The organism is Pseudomonas sp. NPDC086566, assembly GCF_050280885.1.
GTDB classification, from domain to species: Bacteria; Pseudomonadota; Gammaproteobacteria; order Pseudomonadales; family Pseudomonadaceae; genus Aquipseudomonas; species Aquipseudomonas vlassakiae.
In genome coordinates this window covers 251,659-271,989 of record NZ_JBNNWD010000009.1, presented here as the reverse complement: position 1 = coordinate 271,989, position 20,331 = coordinate 251,659, and the positions used below count along the sequence as shown (strand labels likewise).

At 64.0% G+C, this 20,331-nt stretch carries 17 protein-coding genes; 7 read left to right on the top strand and 10 right to left on the bottom strand.

The genetic code is table 11. The annotated features are described in order from the left end of the window. Nucleotides 1-172: 172 nt before the first annotated feature. Both aceA and ACQKPS_RS21755 read right to left on the bottom strand, forming a co-directional pair. Nucleotides 173-1,498 (bottom strand): isocitrate lyase, encoded by a 1,326-nt coding sequence (gene aceA, locus ACQKPS_RS21760; RefSeq protein ID WP_054884886.1) that lies wholly within the window; start codon nucleotides 1,496-1,498, stop codon nucleotides 173-175. A gap of 490 nt (nucleotides 1,499-1,988) precedes the next feature. Next, entirely contained in the window at nucleotides 1,989-2,753 is a 765-nt protein-coding gene (locus ACQKPS_RS21755; RefSeq protein WP_427605606.1) for a secretin N-terminal domain-containing protein, read from the bottom strand. Nucleotides 2,754-2,890: 137 nt separating this feature from the next. Between ACQKPS_RS21755 and ACQKPS_RS21750 the strand changes: the two genes are divergently transcribed. Continuing rightward, the gene (locus ACQKPS_RS21750; RefSeq protein ID WP_427605605.1) at nucleotides 2,891-4,051 is read left to right on the top strand and encodes a hypothetical protein; all 1,161 of its coding nucleotides are present in this window, start codon (nucleotides 2,891-2,893) and stop codon (nucleotides 4,049-4,051) included. Nucleotides 4,052-4,142: 91 nt separating this feature from the next. Then, nucleotides 4,143-5,585 (top strand): SulP family inorganic anion transporter, encoded by a 1,443-nt coding sequence (locus tag ACQKPS_RS21745; RefSeq protein WP_254484787.1) that lies wholly within the window; start codon nucleotides 4,143-4,145, stop codon nucleotides 5,583-5,585. 113 nt (nucleotides 5,586-5,698) lie between these two features. Here the strand turns inward: ACQKPS_RS21745 and fusA are convergent, their stop codons facing one another. Then, nucleotides 5,699-7,810: an elongation factor G gene (gene fusA / locus ACQKPS_RS21740; protein ID WP_427605604.1), complete on the bottom strand. Its 2,112-nt coding sequence runs from the start codon at nucleotides 7,808-7,810 to the stop codon at nucleotides 5,699-5,701. A 73-nt stretch (nucleotides 7,811-7,883) separates the two neighbouring features. Next, entirely contained in the window at nucleotides 7,884-8,309 is a 426-nt protein-coding gene (locus ACQKPS_RS21735; RefSeq protein ID WP_283724403.1) for a hypothetical protein, read from the bottom strand. Between the two features lie 192 nt (nucleotides 8,310-8,501). Between ACQKPS_RS21735 and ACQKPS_RS21730 the strand changes: the two genes are divergently transcribed. Next, on the top strand, nucleotides 8,502-8,804 hold the full coding sequence (locus tag ACQKPS_RS21730) for a hypothetical protein (protein ID WP_054884890.1): 303 nt from the start codon (nucleotides 8,502-8,504) through the stop codon (nucleotides 8,802-8,804). 3 nt (nucleotides 8,805-8,807) lie between these two features. Here the strand turns inward: ACQKPS_RS21730 and ACQKPS_RS21725 are convergent, their stop codons facing one another. Both ACQKPS_RS21725 and gcvA read right to left on the bottom strand, forming a co-directional pair. Next, entirely contained in the window at nucleotides 8,808-10,058 is a 1,251-nt protein-coding gene (locus tag ACQKPS_RS21725; protein WP_427605603.1) for a 2-aminoadipate transaminase, read from the bottom strand. 115 nt (nucleotides 10,059-10,173) lie between these two features. After that, complete coding sequence (gcvA, locus tag ACQKPS_RS21720; protein WP_254484794.1) at nucleotides 10,174-11,070, bottom strand: transcriptional regulator GcvA; 897 nt, start codon at nucleotides 11,068-11,070, stop codon at nucleotides 10,174-10,176. Between the two features lie 267 nt (nucleotides 11,071-11,337). Between gcvA and ACQKPS_RS21715 the strand changes: the two genes are divergently transcribed. The 3 genes from ACQKPS_RS21715 to ACQKPS_RS21705 all read left to right on the top strand — a co-directional run bounded on the left by ACQKPS_RS21715 (nucleotide 11,338) and on the right by ACQKPS_RS21705 (nucleotide 14,049). Continuing rightward, on the top strand, nucleotides 11,338-12,720 hold the full coding sequence (locus ACQKPS_RS21715; protein WP_254484796.1) for an amino acid permease: 1,383 nt from the start codon (nucleotides 11,338-11,340) through the stop codon (nucleotides 12,718-12,720). A 58-nt stretch (nucleotides 12,721-12,778) separates the two neighbouring features. Then, nucleotides 12,779-13,279 carry a PaaI family thioesterase gene (locus tag ACQKPS_RS21710; protein ID WP_254484798.1) on the top strand — a complete coding sequence of 167 codons (501 nt, stop codon included), beginning with the start codon at nucleotides 12,779-12,781 and terminating at the stop codon, nucleotides 13,277-13,279. A 74-nt stretch (nucleotides 13,280-13,353) separates the two neighbouring features. Then, nucleotides 13,354-14,049: a glutathione S-transferase N-terminal domain-containing protein gene (locus tag ACQKPS_RS21705; protein WP_427605602.1), complete on the top strand. Its 696-nt coding sequence runs from the start codon at nucleotides 13,354-13,356 to the stop codon at nucleotides 14,047-14,049. Here the strand turns inward: ACQKPS_RS21705 and ACQKPS_RS21700 are convergent, their stop codons facing one another. Further along, nucleotides 14,050-15,666, bottom strand: coding sequence for an inorganic phosphate transporter (locus ACQKPS_RS21700; protein WP_427605601.1), 1,617 nt, complete (start codon nucleotides 15,664-15,666; stop codon nucleotides 14,050-14,052). 121 nt (nucleotides 15,667-15,787) lie between these two features. Here ACQKPS_RS21700 and ACQKPS_RS21695 point away from each other — a divergent pair, with 121 nt between their 5' ends. Next, entirely contained in the window at nucleotides 15,788-16,264 is a 477-nt protein-coding gene (locus ACQKPS_RS21695; protein ID WP_254484804.1) for a GNAT family N-acetyltransferase, read from the top strand. 63 nt (nucleotides 16,265-16,327) lie between these two features. On the opposite strand, the gene ACQKPS_RS21690 is transcribed toward ACQKPS_RS21695, so the two are convergent. From ACQKPS_RS21690 to ACQKPS_RS21680, 3 genes are read right to left on the bottom strand one after another with little or no spacing between them, the layout of a single operon-like run. After that, a complete protein-coding gene (locus ACQKPS_RS21690) occupies nucleotides 16,328-17,782 on the bottom strand; it encodes a right-handed parallel beta-helix repeat-containing protein (RefSeq protein WP_427605600.1) in 1,455 nt (484 codons plus the stop codon). 3 nt (nucleotides 17,783-17,785) lie between these two features. Then, the gene (locus tag ACQKPS_RS21685; RefSeq protein WP_427605599.1) at nucleotides 17,786-18,871 is read right to left on the bottom strand and encodes a polysaccharide lyase; all 1,086 of its coding nucleotides are present in this window, start codon (nucleotides 18,869-18,871) and stop codon (nucleotides 17,786-17,788) included. A 32-nt stretch (nucleotides 18,872-18,903) separates the two neighbouring features. Continuing rightward, the gene (locus tag ACQKPS_RS21680) at nucleotides 18,904-20,316 is read right to left on the bottom strand and encodes an alginate O-acetyltransferase AlgX-related protein (RefSeq protein WP_427605598.1); all 1,413 of its coding nucleotides are present in this window, start codon (nucleotides 20,314-20,316) and stop codon (nucleotides 18,904-18,906) included. Between the last annotated feature and the right edge of the window lie 15 nt (nucleotides 20,317-20,331).

The window sequence follows — 20,331 nt, the reverse complement described above, 5'->3', positions numbered from 1 at the left end:
GCTGGCCGTGACTGTTACCGACCAGCGTCCCGCCGTTGCGGCCCTTGCTAAAGCCGCTCCTACAGGTACTGCAAAGCACTGTAGGAGCGGCTTTAGCCGCGAAGAGGCCGGTACAGAAAAAACAAAGGCCCGGGGCTTTCGCAAGCCCCGGGCCTCAGTCAGCAATCCACGATCAGTGGAACTGCTCTTCCTCGGTCGAACCGGTCAGTGCAGTCACCGACGAAGCGCCACCCTGGATCACAGTGGTCATGTCGTCGAAGTAGCCGGTGCCGACTTCCTGCTGGTGCGCCACGAAGGTGTAGCCCTTGTTGGCGTCGGCGAATTCCTGTTCCTGCAGCTTCACGTAGGCGGTCATGTCGTTGCGGGCGTAGTCGTGCGCCAGGTTGAACATGCCGTGCCACATGTTGTGGATGCCGGCCAGGGTGATGAACTGGTGCTTGTAGCCCATGGCCGACAGCTCGCGCTGGAATTTGGCGATGGTCGCGTCGTCCAGGTTTTTCTTCCAGTTGAAGGAAGGTGAGCAGTTGTACGACAGGATCTGGTCCGGGTATTCCTTCTTGATCGCTTCGGCGAAGCGACGGGCTTCGTCGAGGTCCGGCTTGGCGGTCTCGCACCAGATCAGGTCGGCGTACGGGGCATAGGCCAGGCCGCGGGCGATGGCCTGGTCGAGGCCGGCACGCACCTTGTAGAAGCCTTCACGGGTACGCTCGCCGATCACGAACGGCTGGTCGTACGGGTCGCAGTCGCTGGTCAGCAGGTCGGCGGCGTTGGCGTCGGTACGGGCCAGGATGATGGTCGGTACACCCGATACGTCGGCAGCCAGGCGCGCGGCCACCAGTTTTTGCACCGCTTCCTGGGTCGGTACCAGTACCTTGCCACCCATGTGGCCGCATTTTTTCACCGAAGCCAGCTGGTCTTCGAAGTGCACGCCGGCGGCGCCTGCTTCGATCATGTTCTTCATCAGTTCGTAGGCGTTCAGCACACCACCGAAGCCGGCCTCTGCGTCTGCCACGATCGGCGCGAAGTAGTCGATGTAGCCCTCATCGCCCGGGTTCTTGCCGGCTTTCCACTGGATCTGGTCGGCGCGGCGGAATGCATTGTTGATGCGCTTGACCACGGTCGGTACCGAGTCGACCGGGTACAGCGACTGGTCCGGGTACATGGATTCGGCCGAGTTGTTGTCGGCGGCCACCTGCCAGCCGGACAGGTAGATTGCCTGGATGCCGGCCTTGACCTGCTGCACGGCCTGGCCGCCGGTCAGGGCGCCCATGCAGTTGACGAAATCTTTTTCTGGGCGGAAGGACGGGTGGGCACCTTCGGTGACCAGCTTCCACAGTTTTTCTGCACCCAGGCGGGCCAGGGTGTGCTCCGGCTGCAGGGAGCCACGCAGGCGAACGACATCGGCGGCGGTGTAGGTACGGGTCACGCCTTTCCAGCGCGGGTTCTCGGCCCAGTCTTTTTCGAGGGCTGCAATTTGCTGTTCGCGTGTCAGTGCCATGGAAATAAACCTCGTCGCATCGATCTTGGGGTAATTGTGCTGATGCTCGGGGCCGATCAGGGACCTGGCGGCTGTCCTGTCCGGGGGAATGCGGCGGCGAACGCGAAGGCTCGAAGGGGAAGGAGGTGCAGGTCAGGCGCAGGTGCGCTCCGGCAGGTCGGCTCGTGGTTGCCTTGCTGCGGTGCTACGCGATTGCCAGAACTGCGGTGATGCGCTTCCGTCCCTCGGGACAACTTCTTCGTTGCAGTCGCAATCCCGTCGAACCGCCTTGTGGGCCGTATAGACACGAGGTGCCTCCAGGGGTGGGAGGAGTGCGCCTCGAAGGCCCTTGCCAGGGCCCCTGATTAGCGGGAGCGAGGCCATCATGCCCTTGGCAAAAAGACCCTGTCAAATGTTTTGTAGTGGTTTTTTTCACTTACTACATCTTTGGTCTAATGCGACTTGGCGGTCAGTTTCAAGGCCTTTGGTCGAAGCCTTGAATTGCCTGGGATCAGTCCAGAAGGTCGACTTTGACGCGCAAAGTCATGTTTTCACCCCGCTGGGTGCTGTAGGTACGGCTTGAAGGGTTGCGGTCGGCTTGGCTCTGCTGGTTGTAACCGGCCAGGGTGATCCACTCGCCGAGCCTGCCGGTGATGGTCGTGTCGGTACTTTGCACTTTCACTACATCGGCGCGTTCCTGGCTTATTCGGTCATTATTGGTGCTGATTTGCAGACGAACCGTATCTCCGCTCAAGCTCGGCGTAACGTAGAAGCCTTGGGTCACATTGCGGTATTCGGTGTTGCTCTGGATGCGCCCGTAGCCGTCGGTGCTGCTGCTGGTGATCGGGATGCTCTGGCCGATCTGGATCAACGCGGGCTGGCCTTCGCTGGCCTGGATTTGCTGCAAGCCGCCGTCGCGATTACTGGTGCCGTAGCGGATCACCTGGCCGTTGCCGCGGGTGTCCTGATAGCTGCTGTCGTTGTTGTCGACGCTGATCAGCAGTCGCTTGGGCGCGGTGTCCAACTGTTGCAGCAGCGTGCGCAGATCATCGATACGCTCGGGGCTGGCATTGACGATCAGCTTGTTCTCGAAAGCGCTCACCGTGCCGTCGCGGCCAATGAAGGCCTGGGCGGCGGGCAGCAGTTCGGCGCTGCTGCGGTGCTGCAGGGGCACTACCTCGGTGGCGGCCTGGGCGGTGAGGCTGGCAGTCAGCAGCAGGGCAGTGAAGAGGGGGCGTAGCGGCATGTCCATGATCTCCGCAGGTGGAATCAACATGATGGCAAATTTGTTGGCAGTTTGCCGGGCCTGGATCACAGCTGCACACCTGCCAAGGCAAGGTGAAAAGGGTGTTTTATCGTGTTTTATCTTGTAGGCTATAAATTATAGTTGCGAAGATAATCGAGGATAATGGCATGGCACCCTCCCGTCCGTTGCTACGTCGCGAACAGCTGGCCAAAGCCCTGGCCCAGGACCTTGCCGGCGAGTCGTTGGTCGATTACAGCTCGGGCATGTTCCTGGCGGCACCTCGGCGTACCGGCAAGAGCACCTTCCTCAACAATGACTTCATCCCCGAGTGCGTGCAGCGTGGCTGGCTGCCGGTGTATGTCGACCTGTGGTCGGACCGCGATGCCGCCCCGGCCGACCTGATCAGCGGCGCGATCGGCACCGCGCTGGGCTGTTTCGAGGGTGCGCTGGCCAAGGCCGCGAAGAAAGCGGGCATCGACAAGATCAACCTGCTGCGTACCCTCAGCTGGGATTTCACCCGCCCGCAGCTGCCCGCCGGAACTACCCTGGCCCAGGCGCTGGCGGTGCTGCACCAGGTGTCAGGGCAGATGGTGGTACTGATCATTGATGAAGCGCAGCACGCGCTCAACAGTGAGGACGGCCTCAATGCGATGTTCGCCCTCAAGGCAGCGCGGGATCATCTTAATCGCGGTGACCGGCCGGACGGGCTGCGCCTGGTGTTCACCGGCTCCAGCCGTGACAAGCTCGCCAACCTGGTGCTCAAGATCAAGCAGCCGTTCTTCGGCGCCAGCATCACCCCGTTCCCGTTGCTGGGGCGCGAGTATGTCGGTTTCGTCACCGAACTGTGGAACCGCCGCCTGGCCGACAGCAACCAGTTCAAGGCCGAGGACCTGGAATATGCCTTCGAGCTGGTGGGGCGGCGGCCGGAAATGCTCAACAAGTTGCTGGCCGAGGTCAGTGTGGGGTTGGGTGAGGCGGCCAACCTGGGCGAGTTGTTGCGCACCGGCGCGCTCAATCATCAGGCCGGGGTATGGAGTGACCACGAAAGTGCCTGGAATGAGCTGTCACCCTTGCAACAGGCGGTGCTGGAAGTCATGGCCGAACGCGCCCAGGGCCGGCAGCCGTTCTCGCCTTTCGCCGAGCAGACCTTGATCGAGGTCGCGCGCAAGCTGGAGCAGGCCGGGGCCGACGTCAACGCCAGCACGCCCAACGTACAGAAGGCCCTGGATGCCCTGCGCGACAAGGAACTGGTATGGAAGGCCAACCGAGGCGAGTATGCCCTGGAGGACGCGTCCATGGCGCAGTGGCTGACCCGCACGGGCCGATGACACGTCTTGCGGTGGCTGCTGTCAGACAAATTCCGTAACATCGCGCCCCTTGTTTTTGTACCGTCCGCCCGGACAGCACCACAGGATGCCCATGAAACCCGCCCGACTACGCGCCGACCTGCTCGCCGGCCTGACCACCTCGTTCGCCTTGGTGCCCGAGTGCATCGCCTTCGCCCTGGTGGCCCACCTCAATCCATTGATGGGCCTGTATGGCGCCTTCATCATCTGCACCCTGACGGCGCTGTTCGGCGGCCGCCCGGGGATGATCTCCGGTGCTGCGGGCTCCATGGCGGTGGTGATCGTCGCCCTGGTGGTGCAGCACGGTGTGCAATACCTGCTGGCCACCGTCCTGCTGGGCGGAGTGGTGATGATCCTGTTCGGCCTGCTGCGTCTGGGCAAACTGGTGCGGCTGGTGCCGTACCCGGTGATGCTCGGCTTCGTCAACGGCCTGGCGATCGTCATCGCCCTGGCCCAGCTCGAGCACTTCAAGGACGGTGGGCAGTGGCTCAGTGGCGCACCGCTGTACCTGATGATCGGCCTCGTGGCGCTGACCATGCTGGTGGTCTATGTGCTGCCGAAACTGACCCGTGCGGTGCCGCCTGCGCTGGTGGCGATTCTCGGTGTTGGCGTGCTGGTGTACCTGCTCGGCCTGCCGACCCGCACCCTCGGTGACATGGCGCACATTGCCGGTGGCCTGCCGCAGCTGGCCCTGCCGGCGGTGCCCTGGAACCTGGAAACCCTGAAAATCATCGTCCCCTACGCAGTGCTGATGGCCATGGTCGGCCTGCTGGAAACCCTGCTGACCCTCAACCTCACCGATGAGATCACCGAGAGCCGTGGCTACCCGGACCGCGAATGCGTGGCGTTGGGGGCGGCCAACATGGTCTCCGGCCTGTGCGGTGGCATGGGTGGCTGCGCAATGATCGGCCAGACCGTGATCAACCTCAGCTCCAATGGCCGAGGGCGGTTGTCAGGCGTGGTAGCGGGGCTGATGATCCTGTTGTTCGTCCTGTTCCTGTCGCCGCTGATCGAGCGCATTCCGCTGGCGGCGCTGGTCGGGGTGATGTTCGTGGTGGCCCAGCAGACCTTTGCCTGGGCCTCGCTGCGGGTGCTGCACAAGGTGCCGGTGAGCGACGTGCTGGCGATCATCGCCGTGACCGTGGTGACAGTGTTCACCGACCTGGCCGTGGCGGTGCTGTTCGGTATCGTCATCGCGGCGGTGAACTTTGCCTGGCAGCATGCCCGTGAGCTTTACGCTGACAGCCACGAGGACGGGGAAGGGGGCAAGCATTACCAGGTGCATGGCACGCTGTTCTTTGCCTCCACCACGCAGTTCCTCAATCAGTTCGATGCGGCGGGTGATCCGCAGAGGGTCACTCTCGATTGCCAGCATGTGAGCTTTGTCGATTATTCGGCGATCGCCGCGTTGAAAACCTTGCGCGAGCGTTATGCCAAGGCGGGCAAGCACCTGCGCGTGGTGCACCTTTCCGAGCGCTGCAAGAAACTGCTGAAGCGGGCTGGTGAGCAGCACTGAAGATAATGGCTGCCTGCACTGGCCCTATCGCGAGCTGCGCTCGCTCCTACGGGGGTATGCGATCCCTGTAGGAGCGAGCGCAGCTCGCGATAGGGCCGGTACAGGAAAACCGCTTATTCTCCCCGGTTCTTCTTTACGATGGCATCGGCAATGCTAGCCGGTGCCTCGGCATACCGCGTGAACTCCATCGAAAAGCTCGCCCGCCCCTGGGTCATCGAGCGCATCGACGTCGCATAGCCGAACATCTCGCCCAACGGCACTTCGGCGCGGATCACCTTGCCGGCGGGTGTCTCGTCGCCATCCTGGATCATCCCCCGACGTCGGCTCAGGTCGCCAAGGATATCGCCCTGATACTCCTCCGGTGTCACCACCTCGACCTTCATCACCGGCTCCAGCAACACCGCACCGCCTTTCTGCGACAGCTGCTTGGTGGCCATGGAGGCGGCGATCTTGTAGGCCATCTCGTTGGAGTCGACGTCATGGTAAGACCCGTCGAACACGGCGGCCTTGAGGTTGATCAGCGGGTAGCCGGCCAACACACCGTTCTTCATCTGCTCCTCGATGCCTTTCTGGATCGCCGGGATGTACTCGCGTGGCACCACGCCGCCGACGATCTCGTTGATGAATTCCAGGCCTTCCTTGCCTTCATCGCCGGGGGCGAAGCGGATCCAGCAGTGGCCATACTGCCCGCGCCCGCCGGACTGGCGAACGAAGCGGCCCTCGATCTCGCAAGTGTTGCGGATCTTTTCGCGGTAGGCCACCTGCGGCTTGCCGATGTTGGCGTCGACGTTGAACTCGCGTTTCATGCGGTCGACGATGATGTCCAGGTGCAGTTCGCCCATGCCGGAAATGATGGTCTGGCCGGTTTCTTCATCGGTGCGCACACGGAACGACGGGTCTTCCTGGGCCAGCTTGCCCAGGGCGATGCCCATCTTCTCCTGGTCGCCCTTGGTCTTCGGCTCCACCGCCACCGAGATCACCGGGTCGGGGAAGTCCATGCGTTCGAGGATGATCGGCTTGTCGATGTCGCACAGGGTGTCGCCCGTAGTGACATCCTTCATGCCGATCAGCGCAGCGATGTCGCCGGCGCACACGTCTTTGATCTCGGCGCGCTGGTTGGCGTGCATCTGCACCATGCGGCCGATGCGTTCCTTCTTGCCTTTCACCGAGTTGAGCACGGCGTTGCCTGAACTGAGCACGCCGGAATACACCCGGGCGAAGGTCAAGGTGCCGACGAAGGGATCGGTGGCGATCTTGAAGGCCAGGGCAGAGAAGGGCTCTTTGTCGTCGGCGTGACGTTCCAGGTGCTTTTCTTCGTCGTCGGGGTCGGTGCCCTTGATCGCCGGGATTTCCGAAGGCGCGGGCAGGTAGTCGATCACCGCGTCGAGCATCAGCGGCACCCCCTTGTTCTTGAACGACGAGCCGAGAATGGTCGGGACAATTTCATTGGCAATGGTGCGCTGGCGCAAGGCTGCCTTGATTTCATCGACGCTCAGCTCCTCGCCCTCGAGAAACTTCATGGTCAGTTCATCATTGGCTTCGGCGGCGGCCTCGATCATGTGCGCGCGCCATTCGTCGGCGAGGTCCTGCAGTTCGGCGGGAATGGCTTCTTCGCGGTAGCTGGTGCCCTGGTCGTTGTCGTTCCAGTAGATCGCCTTCATCTTCACCAGGTCGATCTGGCCGATGAAGTTCTCTTCGCTGCCGATGGCCAGCTGGATCGGCACCGGGTGGTGGCCCAGGCGCTGGTCGATCTGTTTGACCACACGCAGGAAGTCGGCGCCCTGGCGGTCCATCTTGTTGATGTAGGCCAGGCGCGGCACTTGGTACTTGTTGGCCTGGCGCCAGACCGTCTCGGACTGCGGCTCGACGCCGTCGGCGCCGCTGAACACCACCACCGCGCCATCGAGCACGCGCAGTGACCGCTCCACCTCGATGGTGAAGTCGACGTGGCCGGGGGTGTCGATGATGTTGAAACGGTACTTGTCGGCGAACTGCTTGGTCGAACCCTGCCAGAAGGCCGTGGTCGCTGCCGAAGTGATGGTGATGCCGCGCTCCTGTTCCTGGGCCATCCAGTCCATGGTCGCAGCGCCATCGTGCACCTCGCCCATTTTGTGGTTGACCCCGGTGTAGAACAGGATGCGCTCGGTGGTCGTGGTCTTGCCAGCATCCACGTGGGCGACGATGCCGATATTGCGGTACAGCTCGATGGGCGTTGTACGGGCCATGACGGACTACCTGCAGATGGGCGGATTCCCCCACGGTAGCAGAGCGGGGGAATCCTGCCTGACCGCCGGGCCGTCAGTCAGCCTGGGCTTGCAGCATCCACTGGCCGTCGATTTCACGGGCCAGGCCGCTGGCCGGCAGCAGGGCCAGCAGTCGCTCGTGCAGGCTGGCCTCAGTGAACGTCTTGAGGGTGGTGAGGTCCAGTGCGCCGATCAGGGTGAGCTCGGCCTTGGTGTACGACAGCCAGGCCTTTTTCAGTACCTGGGCGACGTCGCTGCCGGCGGTGCTGGCAAAGCGGCGATGCCACGGGCGGCCTTCGAAGGTGAACGTGTGGGCGTGGCTGTAGCTGCTTTGGTCGCTGCCTTCGGCGCAGCGGTGGCAGCAGCACGGGCCATCGCCAAAGGCGTTGCGCAGGAAGCTGTTGAAATCCACGACGGGCTTGAGGGTCAGGCGTTTGTCGACCTCGAACAGGTCGGCGATCAGGGGTTCTTCGGCGCTCACTCAGGTGTCCTCGTGTGGTGTGGCGTGCATCGGCGGGCACCCTAACAGATCGGGGCAGCTTTTGCAGGCCTGGCCTCTTCGCGGGCTCATCGAGGCGTCGAACCGCCGCGAAGAGGCCAGTAGAGACAACAGAGATCACCTGCCGTACTCTACGCGCCCAAATACCCAGACACCCTTTCGAGGTAACCCCGCTTGAGCACCAAGTACCCTTACACCGCCACCGTGACCATCAGCGCCGAAGACCGCGGCGGTGACACCGAAGCCTCGGAAAACCCGGGCATGCGCGTCGGCCTGGAAGCGGTGACCGAAACCCTGAAGAAGGTGCATTTCGTCGGTACGCTCGCGGCCCCCGAAAAAACCGCCACGCACATCTGCGTGACCCTGGAGAACGGCCTTACCTACTACGGCCCGATCGTCAACGGCCACGCCGAACTCGAAGGCGGCTGGATCGCCTTCGAGTCCGACATGCTCACGCCTGAAGAACTGGGCCTGTAACCCTCAGCTCAGTTCAGCCAGGCACTGCTCGAGGATATCCAGCCCTTCCTCGAGCACCTCGGCCTCGATGGTCAGCGGTGCCAGCAGGCGAATGATGTGCCGCGCCTTGCCGCTGGGCATCAGCAGCAGCCCCTTGGCGCGCGCCGCTTCGATCACTTTGGCCAACTGCACCGGCGCCGGGCTGCCGTCGGGATTGACCAACTCGATGCCGCGCATCGCGCCGGTACCGGTCAGGCGGCCGATGTACGGGCTCAGCTTCGAGGCCTTCCAGCGGGCGTGGCGGCCAACGATCGCCTGGTCCTGGCGCTCACCCCAGGTGGCGACGTTCTCGTCGGTCATCTGTGCCAGGCTTGCCAGCGCTGCCGCGCAGGCGATCGGGTTGCCCGAATAGGTGCCTCCCAGGCCGCCCTTGGGCAGCGCCGCCATCACCTCCTGACGCCCGACCACTGCGCCCAGCGGCATGCCGCCGGCGATGCTCTTGGCCAGCAACAGCAGGTCCGGTTCGATCCCCAGGCGCGGGAAGGCGAAGCGCTGGCCGGTGCGGCCAAAGCCGGACTGGATCTCGTCGATGATGATCAGGATCCGGTGGTCATCGCAGAAACGCCGCAGCGCCTGGGCGAATGCCGGGTCCAGGGCGAGGAAGCCGCCTTCACCCTGCACCGGTTCGAAGATGAACGCCGCCACGTCCTCCACCGCCAGTTCGACGCTGAACAGGCGGTCCATGGCCTTGAGCGCCTGCTCGCAGCTAACGCCGGTATCGGCGCTGGGGTAGGGCAGGTGGTACACCGGCCCCGGCAATTCGCCGACCCGCTGCTTGTAGGGCGCGACCTTGCCGTTGAGGTTCAGGGTCGCCAGGGTGCGGCCGTGGAAGCCACCGTCGAAGGCGATGATGGCGCGTTTGCCAGTGGCACCGCGGGCGACCTTCAAGGCGTTTTCCGCCGCTTCCGCGCCGCTGTTGGTGAGCATGCCGGCCAGCGGGTAGCTGACCGGGACGAACTGGTGCAGGCGCTCCATCAGCTCCAGGTACGGGCCATGGGGCGCGGCGTTGAAAGCGTAGTGGGTCAGGCGGCTGGCCTGGGCCTGGATCGCCTCGACCACCGCCGGGTTGCAGTGGCCCAGGTTGAGCACGCCGATACCGCCGACAAAGTCGATGTAGCGTTTGCCGTCGGTATCCCAGACTTCGGCATTACGGCCATGGGAAAGTGTGATCGGATGAACGATGGCAATGGATTGACTGATACTTTCCAGTTTCATGGGCACGCGGACCTTGTTCAAGTTTCTTACTATCCAAGCGCGCCACGGTAGTATGCCGCAAACGAATTATTCGATTGCGGTCATTCCTGCGATTCATGAACTTGCTCCTTCGCGCTCAGTCTCCCTCTGCAACCCGCTCGCGAATCCACTGCACGAAGGCCTTGACCTTGGGCACTTCGGCAGCATGTTCCGCATGGGCGATGAAATGCCGGCCATTGCTCGCCACCGGGTGGTTCCAGGCCACTACCAGCTTGCCTTCGCTCAGTTCTTCAGCCACCAGGTAGCGCGGAATCAGGGCAATGCCACAGCCGGCAATGGCCGCGCGGATACACAGGTAGAACGTGTCGAAACGCGGCCCGTGGTAGCTGTTCTGGCTGTGCAAGCCCAAGCCCAGGAACCATTCGTGCCATGCCTCCGGCCGTGATGCGCACTGCAGCAGCCGGTGCTCGGTGAGCGCCTCGGCGCTGTCGAAACGGTGCCGGGCCAGCAGCCCGGGCGCACACACCGGCACCACTTCCTCGCTGAACAGCTCGATGCAGGTGGCCCCCGGCCATGTGCCCTGGCCGAAGAAAAACGCAATATCGGCCTTGGCCTGCACCAGGTCGAACGGCTCCAGCTCGTTGCGGATATCCAGGTGGATGCGCGGGTGGCGGTCACCGAAGCCCTTGAGCCTGGGCACCAGCCAGCGCGCGCCGAAGGTCGGCTGGGTAGCGATGCGCAGCACCTCGGTCTCGTCGCCGTAGCTGAGGATGTAGCGGCTGGAGATGTCGATCTGGTTGAGGATCTTGTTCACTTCGGTGAGGTACAGGGCGCCGGCCGGGGTGAGGTGCAGGCGCCGGCGAATACGCTGGAACAGCGAGTGCGAGAGCATGTCCTCGAGCTGCGCGACCTGCTTGCTGACGGCGCTCTGAGTCAGGTGCAGCTCCTGTGCCGCACGGGTGAAGCTCAGGTGCCGGGCGGCGGCTTCGAAGCACTGCAGGGCGGTGGTCGAGGGCATCAGGCGTTTGGACATGGCAGGCGCGTACCGAGCAAAGAAGGAAGAAGTTCATTCCGTATTGGAATCATGTGCTTCGAAAAGGTCGTTTGTTGACCTTGCCCTATAGATTAATACTGACCTCGATCAACGATTACAACCGGTACGGCGAAGAGGAGGTAACTGCGCGACCGGCGACATAAAACAACAAAAAACGGCAACTCGACCTACAAGAATTCTGCTCCAACTTTTCAGCCGACGACGGCACTTCAGCCGCACGCCGGCCGACCCATTCGAGGGTTCTCCATGGCTTCGCTACACAACAACAAACAGCGTTCCTTGCAGCACGGCCTGACCTCGCGTCAGGTGTCCATGATCTCCATTGCCGGCATTATCGGTGCCGGCTTGTTCATTGGTTCTTCCAACGCCATCGCCACGGCTGGCCCGGCCATTCTCATCTCCTACGCCATGACCGGCCTGCTGGTGCTGCTGGTGATGCGCATGCTGGGTGAAATGGCCATCGCCAACCCTAACAGCGGTTCGTTCTCCACCTACGCCTCCGAGGCCATCGGCCCCTGGGCCGGCTTCACCATCGGCTGGCTGTACTGGTGGTTCTGGGTGCTGATCATTCCGGTCGAGGCCATCGCCGGTGCAGACATCCTGCATGCCTACTTCCCCGGTGTGCCGTCCTGGCTGTTCGCCTTCCTGATCATGCTGGTGCTGTCGGGCAGCAACCTGGTCAGCGTGAAGAACTTCGGCGCGTTCGAGTACTGGTTCGCGCTGGTCAAGGTGGTCGCGATCATCGCCTTCATCGCGGTCTGCAGCCTGGCCGTGTCCGGCTTCTGGCCGCTGGCCGAGGTGTCCGGCATCAGCCGCCTGTGGGACAGCGGTGGGTTCATGCCCAACGGTTTCGGCACCGTGCTCGGTGGCGTGCTGATCACCATCTTCTCGTTCTTCGGCGCCGAGATCGTCACCATTGCTGCCGACGAAACCGCCAACCCGAAAGACAAGATCCGCCGTGCCACCAACCTGGTGGTGTACCGCATCGCCATCTTCTACCTGGCGTCGATCTTCCTGGTGGTGTCGCTGGTAGCCTGGAACGATCCTGGCCTGAAAGCGGTGGGCTCGTTCCAGCGCGTGCTGGAAGTGCTCAACGTGCCGGGCGCCAAGCTGCTGGTCGACCTGGTGGTACTGGTGGCGGTGACCAGCTGCATGAACTCCGGCCTCTACACGGCTTCGCGGATGCTCTATTCGCTGGGTGCCCGCGGCCAGGCGCTGAGCATGACCAAGCGCATCTCCGGTGCTGGCGTGCCGACTGTGGCGGTGCTTCTCTCGACCCTGGCAGGCTTCGTCGGTTGCTTCGTCAACTATGTGCTGCCGGGCAAGGTCTTTGGCTTCCTGCTGTCCACCACCGGCGCCATCGCCTTGCTGGTGTACCTGGTGATCGCCGTGTCGCAGCTGCGCATGCGCGCCCGGGCCGAGCGGGAAGGGCGCCCGCTGGAGCTGAAGATGTGGCTGTTCCCGTGGCTGACCTGGCTGGTGATAGGCACCATCGTCATGGTCCTGGGCTACATGCTGTTCAGCGACGCCTACCGCTACGAGACGCTGATGACCGCTGGCGTGACCCTGTTCATCCTGCTGGTGTCGCTGACCCAGAAGGGCGGCAAGGTGGTTGCCCAGCCGGCTTGAACTTTCTGCTTTAATGGGGGCGTTTCGCGCCCCCGTTCCAACAAGCACAAGGCTGCGTATGAACGATAACCCGCTTTCCCTCCAGGCCCTCGCTGCCCCCGAAGGCACCTGCTTCGGCTGCGGTTGCTCCCACCCCTCCGGCCTGCACCTGCAAAGCCACTGGGATGCCGACGGCATTCACCTGCTGTGCCGGCACTCACCCGACAGCACCTACATCGGCTGGCCCGGCCTGGTTTATGGCGGCCTGCTGGCGATGCTGGTCGACTGCCATTCGAACTGGACCGCCATGGCCTACCACTACCGCGCCGAAGGCCGCGAAGCGGGCAGCCTGCCGCGCATCGATTGTGTCACCGGCAGCCTCGGGCTGAATTACCTCAAGCCCACGCCGATGGGCGTAGAGCTATTGCTCAAGGCGCGCGTGGAAGGTGAAGTCGGGCGCAAGACCCGGGTCGTCTGCGAGGTCTGGGCAGGCGATGTGCTGACGGTCAGCGCCGACTCGGTGTTCGTGCGGGTGGACACCGAAAAACTCAAGCTCAAGGCGCATGGTCAAGCCAGCTGATCAACGGCCGGTGATGGCCAGCGAGCCGGGATGTCTCTAGAGTGACAGCTTCCCATTCAAGCCCAAGGTTGACCATGATTGATCTGAGCGCTTTCCCCATCACCCATAAATGGCCTGCGAAGCATCCTGAGCGCCTGCAACTGTACTCGCTGCCCACGCCCAACGGCGTCAAGGTGTCGATCATGCTGGAAGAGATCGGCCTGCCCTACGAGCCGCACAAGGTCAGCTTCGACAACGATGACCAGCTGAGCCCCGAGTTCATCTCGCTCAGTGCCAACAACAAGATCCCGGCGATCCTCGACCCCAACGGCCCAGGTGGCCAGCCGTTGCCGCTGTTCGAGTCGGGGGCGATCCTGCAGTACCTGGCAGAAAAGAGCGGCAAGTTGCTGAGCCAGGATCCGGCCCAGCGCTACCAGACGCTGCAGTGGCTGATGTTCCAGATGGGCGGCATCGGGCCGATGTTCGGCCAGGTCGGCTTCTTCCATTTCTTTGCCGGCAAGGAATACGAAGACAAGCGCCCGCGTGACCGGTACGTCAACGAATCGAAGCGCCTGCTGGGTGTGTTGGACCGTCACTTGAAAGGGCGTGAGTGGATGGTCGACGATTACAGCATCGCCGACATTGCCATCTTTCCTTGGGTGCGCAACCTGGTGGAGCGCTACAACGCCCGTGAACTGGTGGGCTTCGACGCGTTCAAGGACGTGCAGCGGGTGCTGGCGAAGTTCCTCGAGCGGCCAGCGGTGCAGCGTGGCCTGAAAATCCCCGGCTGATCAGAAAACCTGGCTCAGCAGCCAGTACAGGCTGCCGGCCAACAGCATGGCCGCCGGCAGGGTCAGCACCCAGGCCATCAGCAGGTTGACCAGCGTGCGCTTCTGAATCCCCGAGCCGTTGGCGACCATGGTCCCGGCCACCCCCGAACTCAGCACGTGGGTGGTCGACACCGGCAGCCCGAACATGTCCGCCGCACCGATGGTGCACATGGCGACCACTTCCGCCGAAGCCCCCTGGGCATAGCTCAGGTGAGTCTTGCCGATCTTCTCGCCCACCGTCACCACGATACGTCTCCAGCCAACCATGGTCCCCAGGCCCAGGGCGATGGCCACCGCCACCTTGACCCACAGCGGGATGTAGCGGGTTGCGTCGTCCAGTTGCGTCTTGAACGCCAGCACCTGGCTGCGGTTATCGGCATCAAATGCCACCAGCTGTTTCTTCTCGATCAGGCGGATGGTTTCGCTGGCCAGGTACATGTCGTTGCGCACGTTGGCCATGGCTTCGGCCGGCACGCGCTTCAGTGAACCGTAGCCTTTGACCTGGTCACCGATCTGGCCGCTGAGCGCGGCCAGGGCTGGTACCAGTTGGGGGTTGGCCTTGGGCTCGGCGATGAAGGCGGTCAATGCTTGGCGCGGGTCGCCGGGGGCCGGTGTGGGCGCGGTGTCGACCAGCGCCTGGCGGGTGATTTCGGCAACGGCAGAAAACTGCACGGCTTGCTCGCTGGGCATGGTTTTGTTCAGGGCATAGGCCATCGGCAGGGTGCCGACCAGAATCAGCATGATCAGGCCCATGCCCTTCTGCCCGTCGTTGGAGCCGTGGGCGAACGACACGCCGGTGCACGTCAGGATCAGCACCCCGCGGATCCACCACGGTGGCGGCGTGCGGCCTTCCGGCGCCTGGTACAGCGCCTTGCGCTTGACCAGCGCACGCAGCGCCAGCAGCAACATGGCGGCACAGGCAAAGCCGATCAGCGGCGAGAACAACAGGGCATAGCCGACCTTGCTGGCCTGCGCCCAGTCGACCCCGCTGGTGCCGTCACGCCCATGCATCAGCGCGTTGGCTACGCCGACGCCGATGATCGAGCCGATCAGCGTGTGCGAAGAGGACGCCGGCAACCCCAGCCACCAGGTGCCAAGGTTCCAGATGATCGCCGCCAGCAGCAAGGCAAAAACCATGGCGAAGCCAGCCGAGGAACCGACCTGTAGAATCAGCTCTGCCGGCAACAGGGCGATGATGCCGAACGCCACCGCGCCACTGGAAAGCAGCACGCCGAGAAAGTTGCACAAGCCTGACCAGACCACCGCCACCGGTGCCGGCAGCGAGTGGGTGTAGATCACTGTGGCCACCGCGTTGGCGGTGTCATGGAAACCATTGACGAATTCGAAGCCCAGGGCAATCAGCAGCGCCAGGCCCAGCAGCAGGAACGGCGTGGCAGTAGTGATCGCTGTCCCACTGGCGGCCACGTCCTGCTTGAGGCTCCAGGCGGTGTAGGCGATGCCGGCCAGCAGCAGGCCGAAGAACAACACGAGGGTGGCGCGCCCGGGTTTGTGTGAAAGCTGCGGGCGAGCATCGCTGTGGACCAGTGGCGGCTGGCTGGCCAGGGACGGGGTTGCCATGGGGGCTCCGATTGGCGTCGGCGAGGGTGGCTCTGAGCATAGAAACAATTCCCCGGCTGGACGTGACCTCGGTCAATGAATTACCTAGGCTCAAGACAGACGGTCATGGCAGGAGAACCCTATGATTCGCTGCAAACGCGTCTACGACGCGCCAGACAAGCAAGATGGCCCGCGCGTGCTGGTCGCCGCGAGCGATGCCTGGCGCACGTTTGCCCGCGACCTTACGCGCCGGGCGATGTTGCCCTACTACCGCGAGTTCGACCTGTTGTGGATCGAGGAAGCATTCGATGAAGCCTGGGGCTGGCGCGAACAGTGGCTGGTGATGGAGGGCGAAACCGTGCTGGGCTACTGTAGCCTGAGCCAGGATCGGCAGGCGTTGTTCATTCGTGAGTTGCACCTGGTGCCGGAACAGCGTGGGCGTGGGGTGGGCAGCTGGGTACTGCAAACGCTGACTGACTGGGCGGCGCAGCGGCGGCTGCCGCTGTTGAGGTTGATGGTGTTCAAGAGCAACCGGGCGCGGCAGCTTTATCTGCGCCACGGGTTCGTCGAGATGGGTGAGGATGAGTGCTTCGTGAGGATGCAGCGCGTTATCGGTTGACCTGCAATGGCCCCTTCGCGGGTTCACCCGCGGAGAGGCCGGTGCAGTCACAGCAATGCTGGATCACTGCTGCCTCACCCGCACAGTCTCGCCCTGGCGAACCGTAGCTTCGAGCAACTGCCCCTGCAAGGGCAACAAGTCCCCGATCAACAGGTTCTGCAGCAACGGCTTGCCATCGAAGCGGTTGCCCCCGAGCAGCACGTCGCGCACTCCCTCCACCCGCACCAGCGCCTTGTCGACCCGGCCCAGGCGGTTGCCGCTGAGCAGCAACGGCCCGGCCAGCGGCGTGGCATTGCGCACGCTGATGGCATATTCCGCCGTATTGCCGATGCGGTTGTCGAGCAGCGCCACGGCGCTCACCTCGCTGGCATCCACCGCGCTGCCCTGGCTGCTGGCCAGCCAGTTGTCATCGATCACCAGCGGCGCCGCCACGGTCGGTGCCAGGTTGCGCAACTGGATGCCATTGCCCCGGCTGTCGCCGATGCGGTTGCCGGCCAGCAGCACTGCGCCCTGTTGCTCGCTGATTTCGATGGCGGCCTTGGTCGCGCCGAGGATCAGGTTGCCTTCGACCAAGGCGCGGGTCTGGCCACGCAGGCGCACGCCACTGTTGTTGTCGATGCCGCGCAGCTGGTTGCCCTGCAGCTTGACCTGGCTGTCCTGCACGTCGATGGCGTACTGCTGCGATTGCCCGAACTGGCTGCCGGTGATGGTCGCCTGGCTGTGTTGCAGCTCCACCGCGCTGGACATCTCGCTGAACTGGCTGTCGCGGATGATCAGCGTGGCCGGGCGCGTGCTGGCCGCCTGCTGGGTGCTCAGGGCCGTGGTCAGGCCACGGGAAAGATTGGCGTTGTAGCCCAGGCGCTTGAGCGTCGAGCCGATCACCTGGGTATGGCTACCGGCCCAGGCCACCACGAACGGCCGCCAGGCCCTGTCGGTGCTGCCCGGCTTGTCGCCTGCCAGGCTCTCGAGGCTGGACTGGTTGAGCCCGAGCCAGCCCTGGTTGATCAGCGCCGTGCCAGAAAAACGCGACAGGTACAGGCGGGTGCCTTCGAGCACCAGCCCGGCGTCGCTGGCGATCATCAGCGGGTAGCTGAGCAGGTAGCCATCCTTGTAGCGCTTGAGGATGCGCGGATCGTTCAGGGCGTCGTGCAACTGCGCCAGGGTGATGCTGCCAGCGCGCAGCATCACCACCTGCGGGTGGTGTGCCTGGTAACCGGCGATAGCGCGGAAGAGGCCATTGTTGACGAATGGCTCGAACGGCCAGCTGCCGGCCTGGGACGAGAACATTGGCTGCAGGCTGACGCTGGCGCGCCCGGCCGGGCGTGGCCGCTCGGCCTGCTGGAAGGCCACGGCCTGATGCACCTGCTGGCGCAGCTGGTCCACCTTGAGCTGGCGTTGCTCACCGGGCAGGGTGTCCACGGTCTGGTTGACCGGCAGCGATTGGCTGGCGGCGTGGGCAGCGCCGGCCAGGCACAAGGCGGCCAGGCAGGTGAGGGAAAAGCGGGCGAGGGCAGCCATGGGTCAGCTCCTTGATCCGGGCAGAGGGGGGTAGAACGGTTTGATCGGGCCACCGAGCTGGCTGTAGTTGTCCACCTCGCCGTCTTCGCTGTCGTAAAGCTGGCGCGCCAGGGCATGGCCGGGGTTGCGCTGCAGGAACGGGATCAGCCAGGCCAGCTTGTAGGGGGCGACATCCGCCTGGGATTTGCCTGCAAGTTCGGGCAGGTCGTCGGGGGCAAGCACGCTACGGGCGGCGAAGTTGGCCAGCAGGTCGAGGGTCTGCTGATCGTCGGCGCTCCATGGCAAACCGTTGGCGCGAGCCGATTCCGCCAGCAGCACCAAGGGGACCAGCGCGTACTGGCTGTAAGTGGCGGCCAGTTTGCCGCGCTCCACTTCCAGCGGCAGATAGGCGTAGCTGGCATCAGCGGAGCGCACGGCCTGGGCCAGGGCGAGGCGCAGGTTGCCGTCGGCCCACTGGATGAAGTCGTCGCGCCCGACCAGCATGCCGGTGGCGGCCACGGCCCAGGCCGCCCAGTAGTCGTGATTATTGAACTTGATCCGGGTAGCGCTGCGCCGGGGGTCGTACTCGGCGATCACTTGCTCGGCCAGGCGGCTGAACCAGCTGCGCTGTTCCGGGCTCAGTTGCAGCTTGCCGTCGGCTGCGGACTGGGTCAGCAGCACAACGCCGGCCATGGCGGCCAGCGACCACTTGCGGGCAGCCATGCCGGTGCCGCTGGCATCGGGGTTGAGCAGGGCACCGGCGGTGGCCCATGCCTGCAACCATTGGTCCTGGCAGGCCAGTGCCAGGTTGGCGTCCTGCGGCTTCTTCGCCCGCTGGAAGCGTTTGCTGGCATAGATCAGGCCACCGACGAACTGCTTGACCTGCCTGGCGATCTGCTCGCTGTTGGCGTCGGGGCTGCTGCGCAGGGTCGACTTGCTGGCATCGCGCTGGTCGTACTTGCTTTCCAGGTGCAGGCTGCCGGTGTAGGGCGCTGGCGGCTGCTGGCTGCAGGCCAGGGTGCGGTAGTCGGCGATCATGGCCGACTGCGGCGTGCTATGGGCGGGCCAGATGGATTGGGCCGCCTGGGCCGGGGGGATGGCGAGCGCCATGGCCAGCCCTCCCAGGCAGGGCAATACAGTCTTCAAAGACACAGGCGAGTCTCCACATCGGTCGCCGTGGTCCCGGGCTTGGTCGGCTCCATGAACACCGACAGCAGGTTGGCCCCGGCAAACTCCGGGGCCTTGCTCAGCTCAAGGTAGTACTGGCCACCCGTCACCACTGCGTCCCGGCGGAACCACACCTTGTCCCGCGCCCCATTGTCGTAATAGACGATGATGTAGAAGTCCTTGACGTTCTTGTCGCTCAGGCGGATGTCGAGAAAGCCCTTCGACAGCGCCTGGCGCCCGCTGCCGGCATTGCTCAGCAGCTCGATGCGTTCACCCACTTTCAAGGCCGGGCGCTGCAGCTTCGCGCCGAGCACTTCCCGGCTTGCCGAACAACCACCCTGAATGGCCGGTACCAGCTGGCGGTACATCAGCGGCGAGTCGAGCCGGTAGTTGGCCGGCAGCTCCCAGACAATCAGCCTGGGCGGCGCCTTGGGCTTGTAGTCGCTCGACAACAAGTACTCCAGCAGCGAGCCATCCTCGCCCACCCCAGGCAGGGCGTAGTTGAGGATGTCGACGTTCAGGTACTGCTTCAGGTAGCCATCGAAGTTGAACTGCTTGCTCTCGTCCTCACGGGCCGCGGCGTTACTGTCGCCGACCAGGATGACCTGGGGGTTCGGTGCTTCGTCGAACAGCGCGTCGGCGCCTGCCGCCACCGGGATGGTCTGGTAGCCGCGCACATACTGGAAACCGTAGTTGTTGCCGCAGATGCTGCTCAGTGCGAGGTTCATCGTGCCGTCCTTGGGCACCATCACGCCCGGTTCGGTACGGTATGCCTTCTTGGTCAGCCCGGCATAGAACGGCTGGCGGCGGATCTCCTCGGCCATCAGTTTCGCCGTGGCCTCGGCGCCGCTGGGCGTCCAGTGGTGGTCGCGGCGGAAGAAGTACTCGCCCTTCGGCGGCTGTTGCACCAGCTGCATCATCGGCGCCACCACCGCGCCGCCCTGGCGCAACTGGCCGAGGTAGGCACTGAGGCTGTTGCTGGCACGGGCATAGTCGAAGCCATGCAACTGGTCGGCGAACAGCTTGTCGCGGTGCATCAGCCCGCGGGTCGGCTGGATCGCCATGGCCACATGGATGCCCTGGCGTTCGAAGGCCTGCATCAAGCGGGCGAACTCCGGGCGCATCGGCGCGGGGATGCCGAAGTCATTGGTCAGGTCGACGGCCGAGCGGAACAGCCAGCGGTCCTTGCCGGGGACGATCTCGCGCATCAGTTTCATGCGCCCCTCGGCATAGCGTTGCGGGTCGCTCAAGGCCGGGCAAACCATGCATTGCAGGTTCTCGCAGCCAGGCCCGGCCACTTGAGCAGCCGGAGCCGGCTGCGCGGCCTGGGCCGGCAGGCCGAGCAAGGCCAGGGCAGCGCTCAGGCCAAAAGGAACAAGGGTCTTCATGTGCCGTTCATCCTT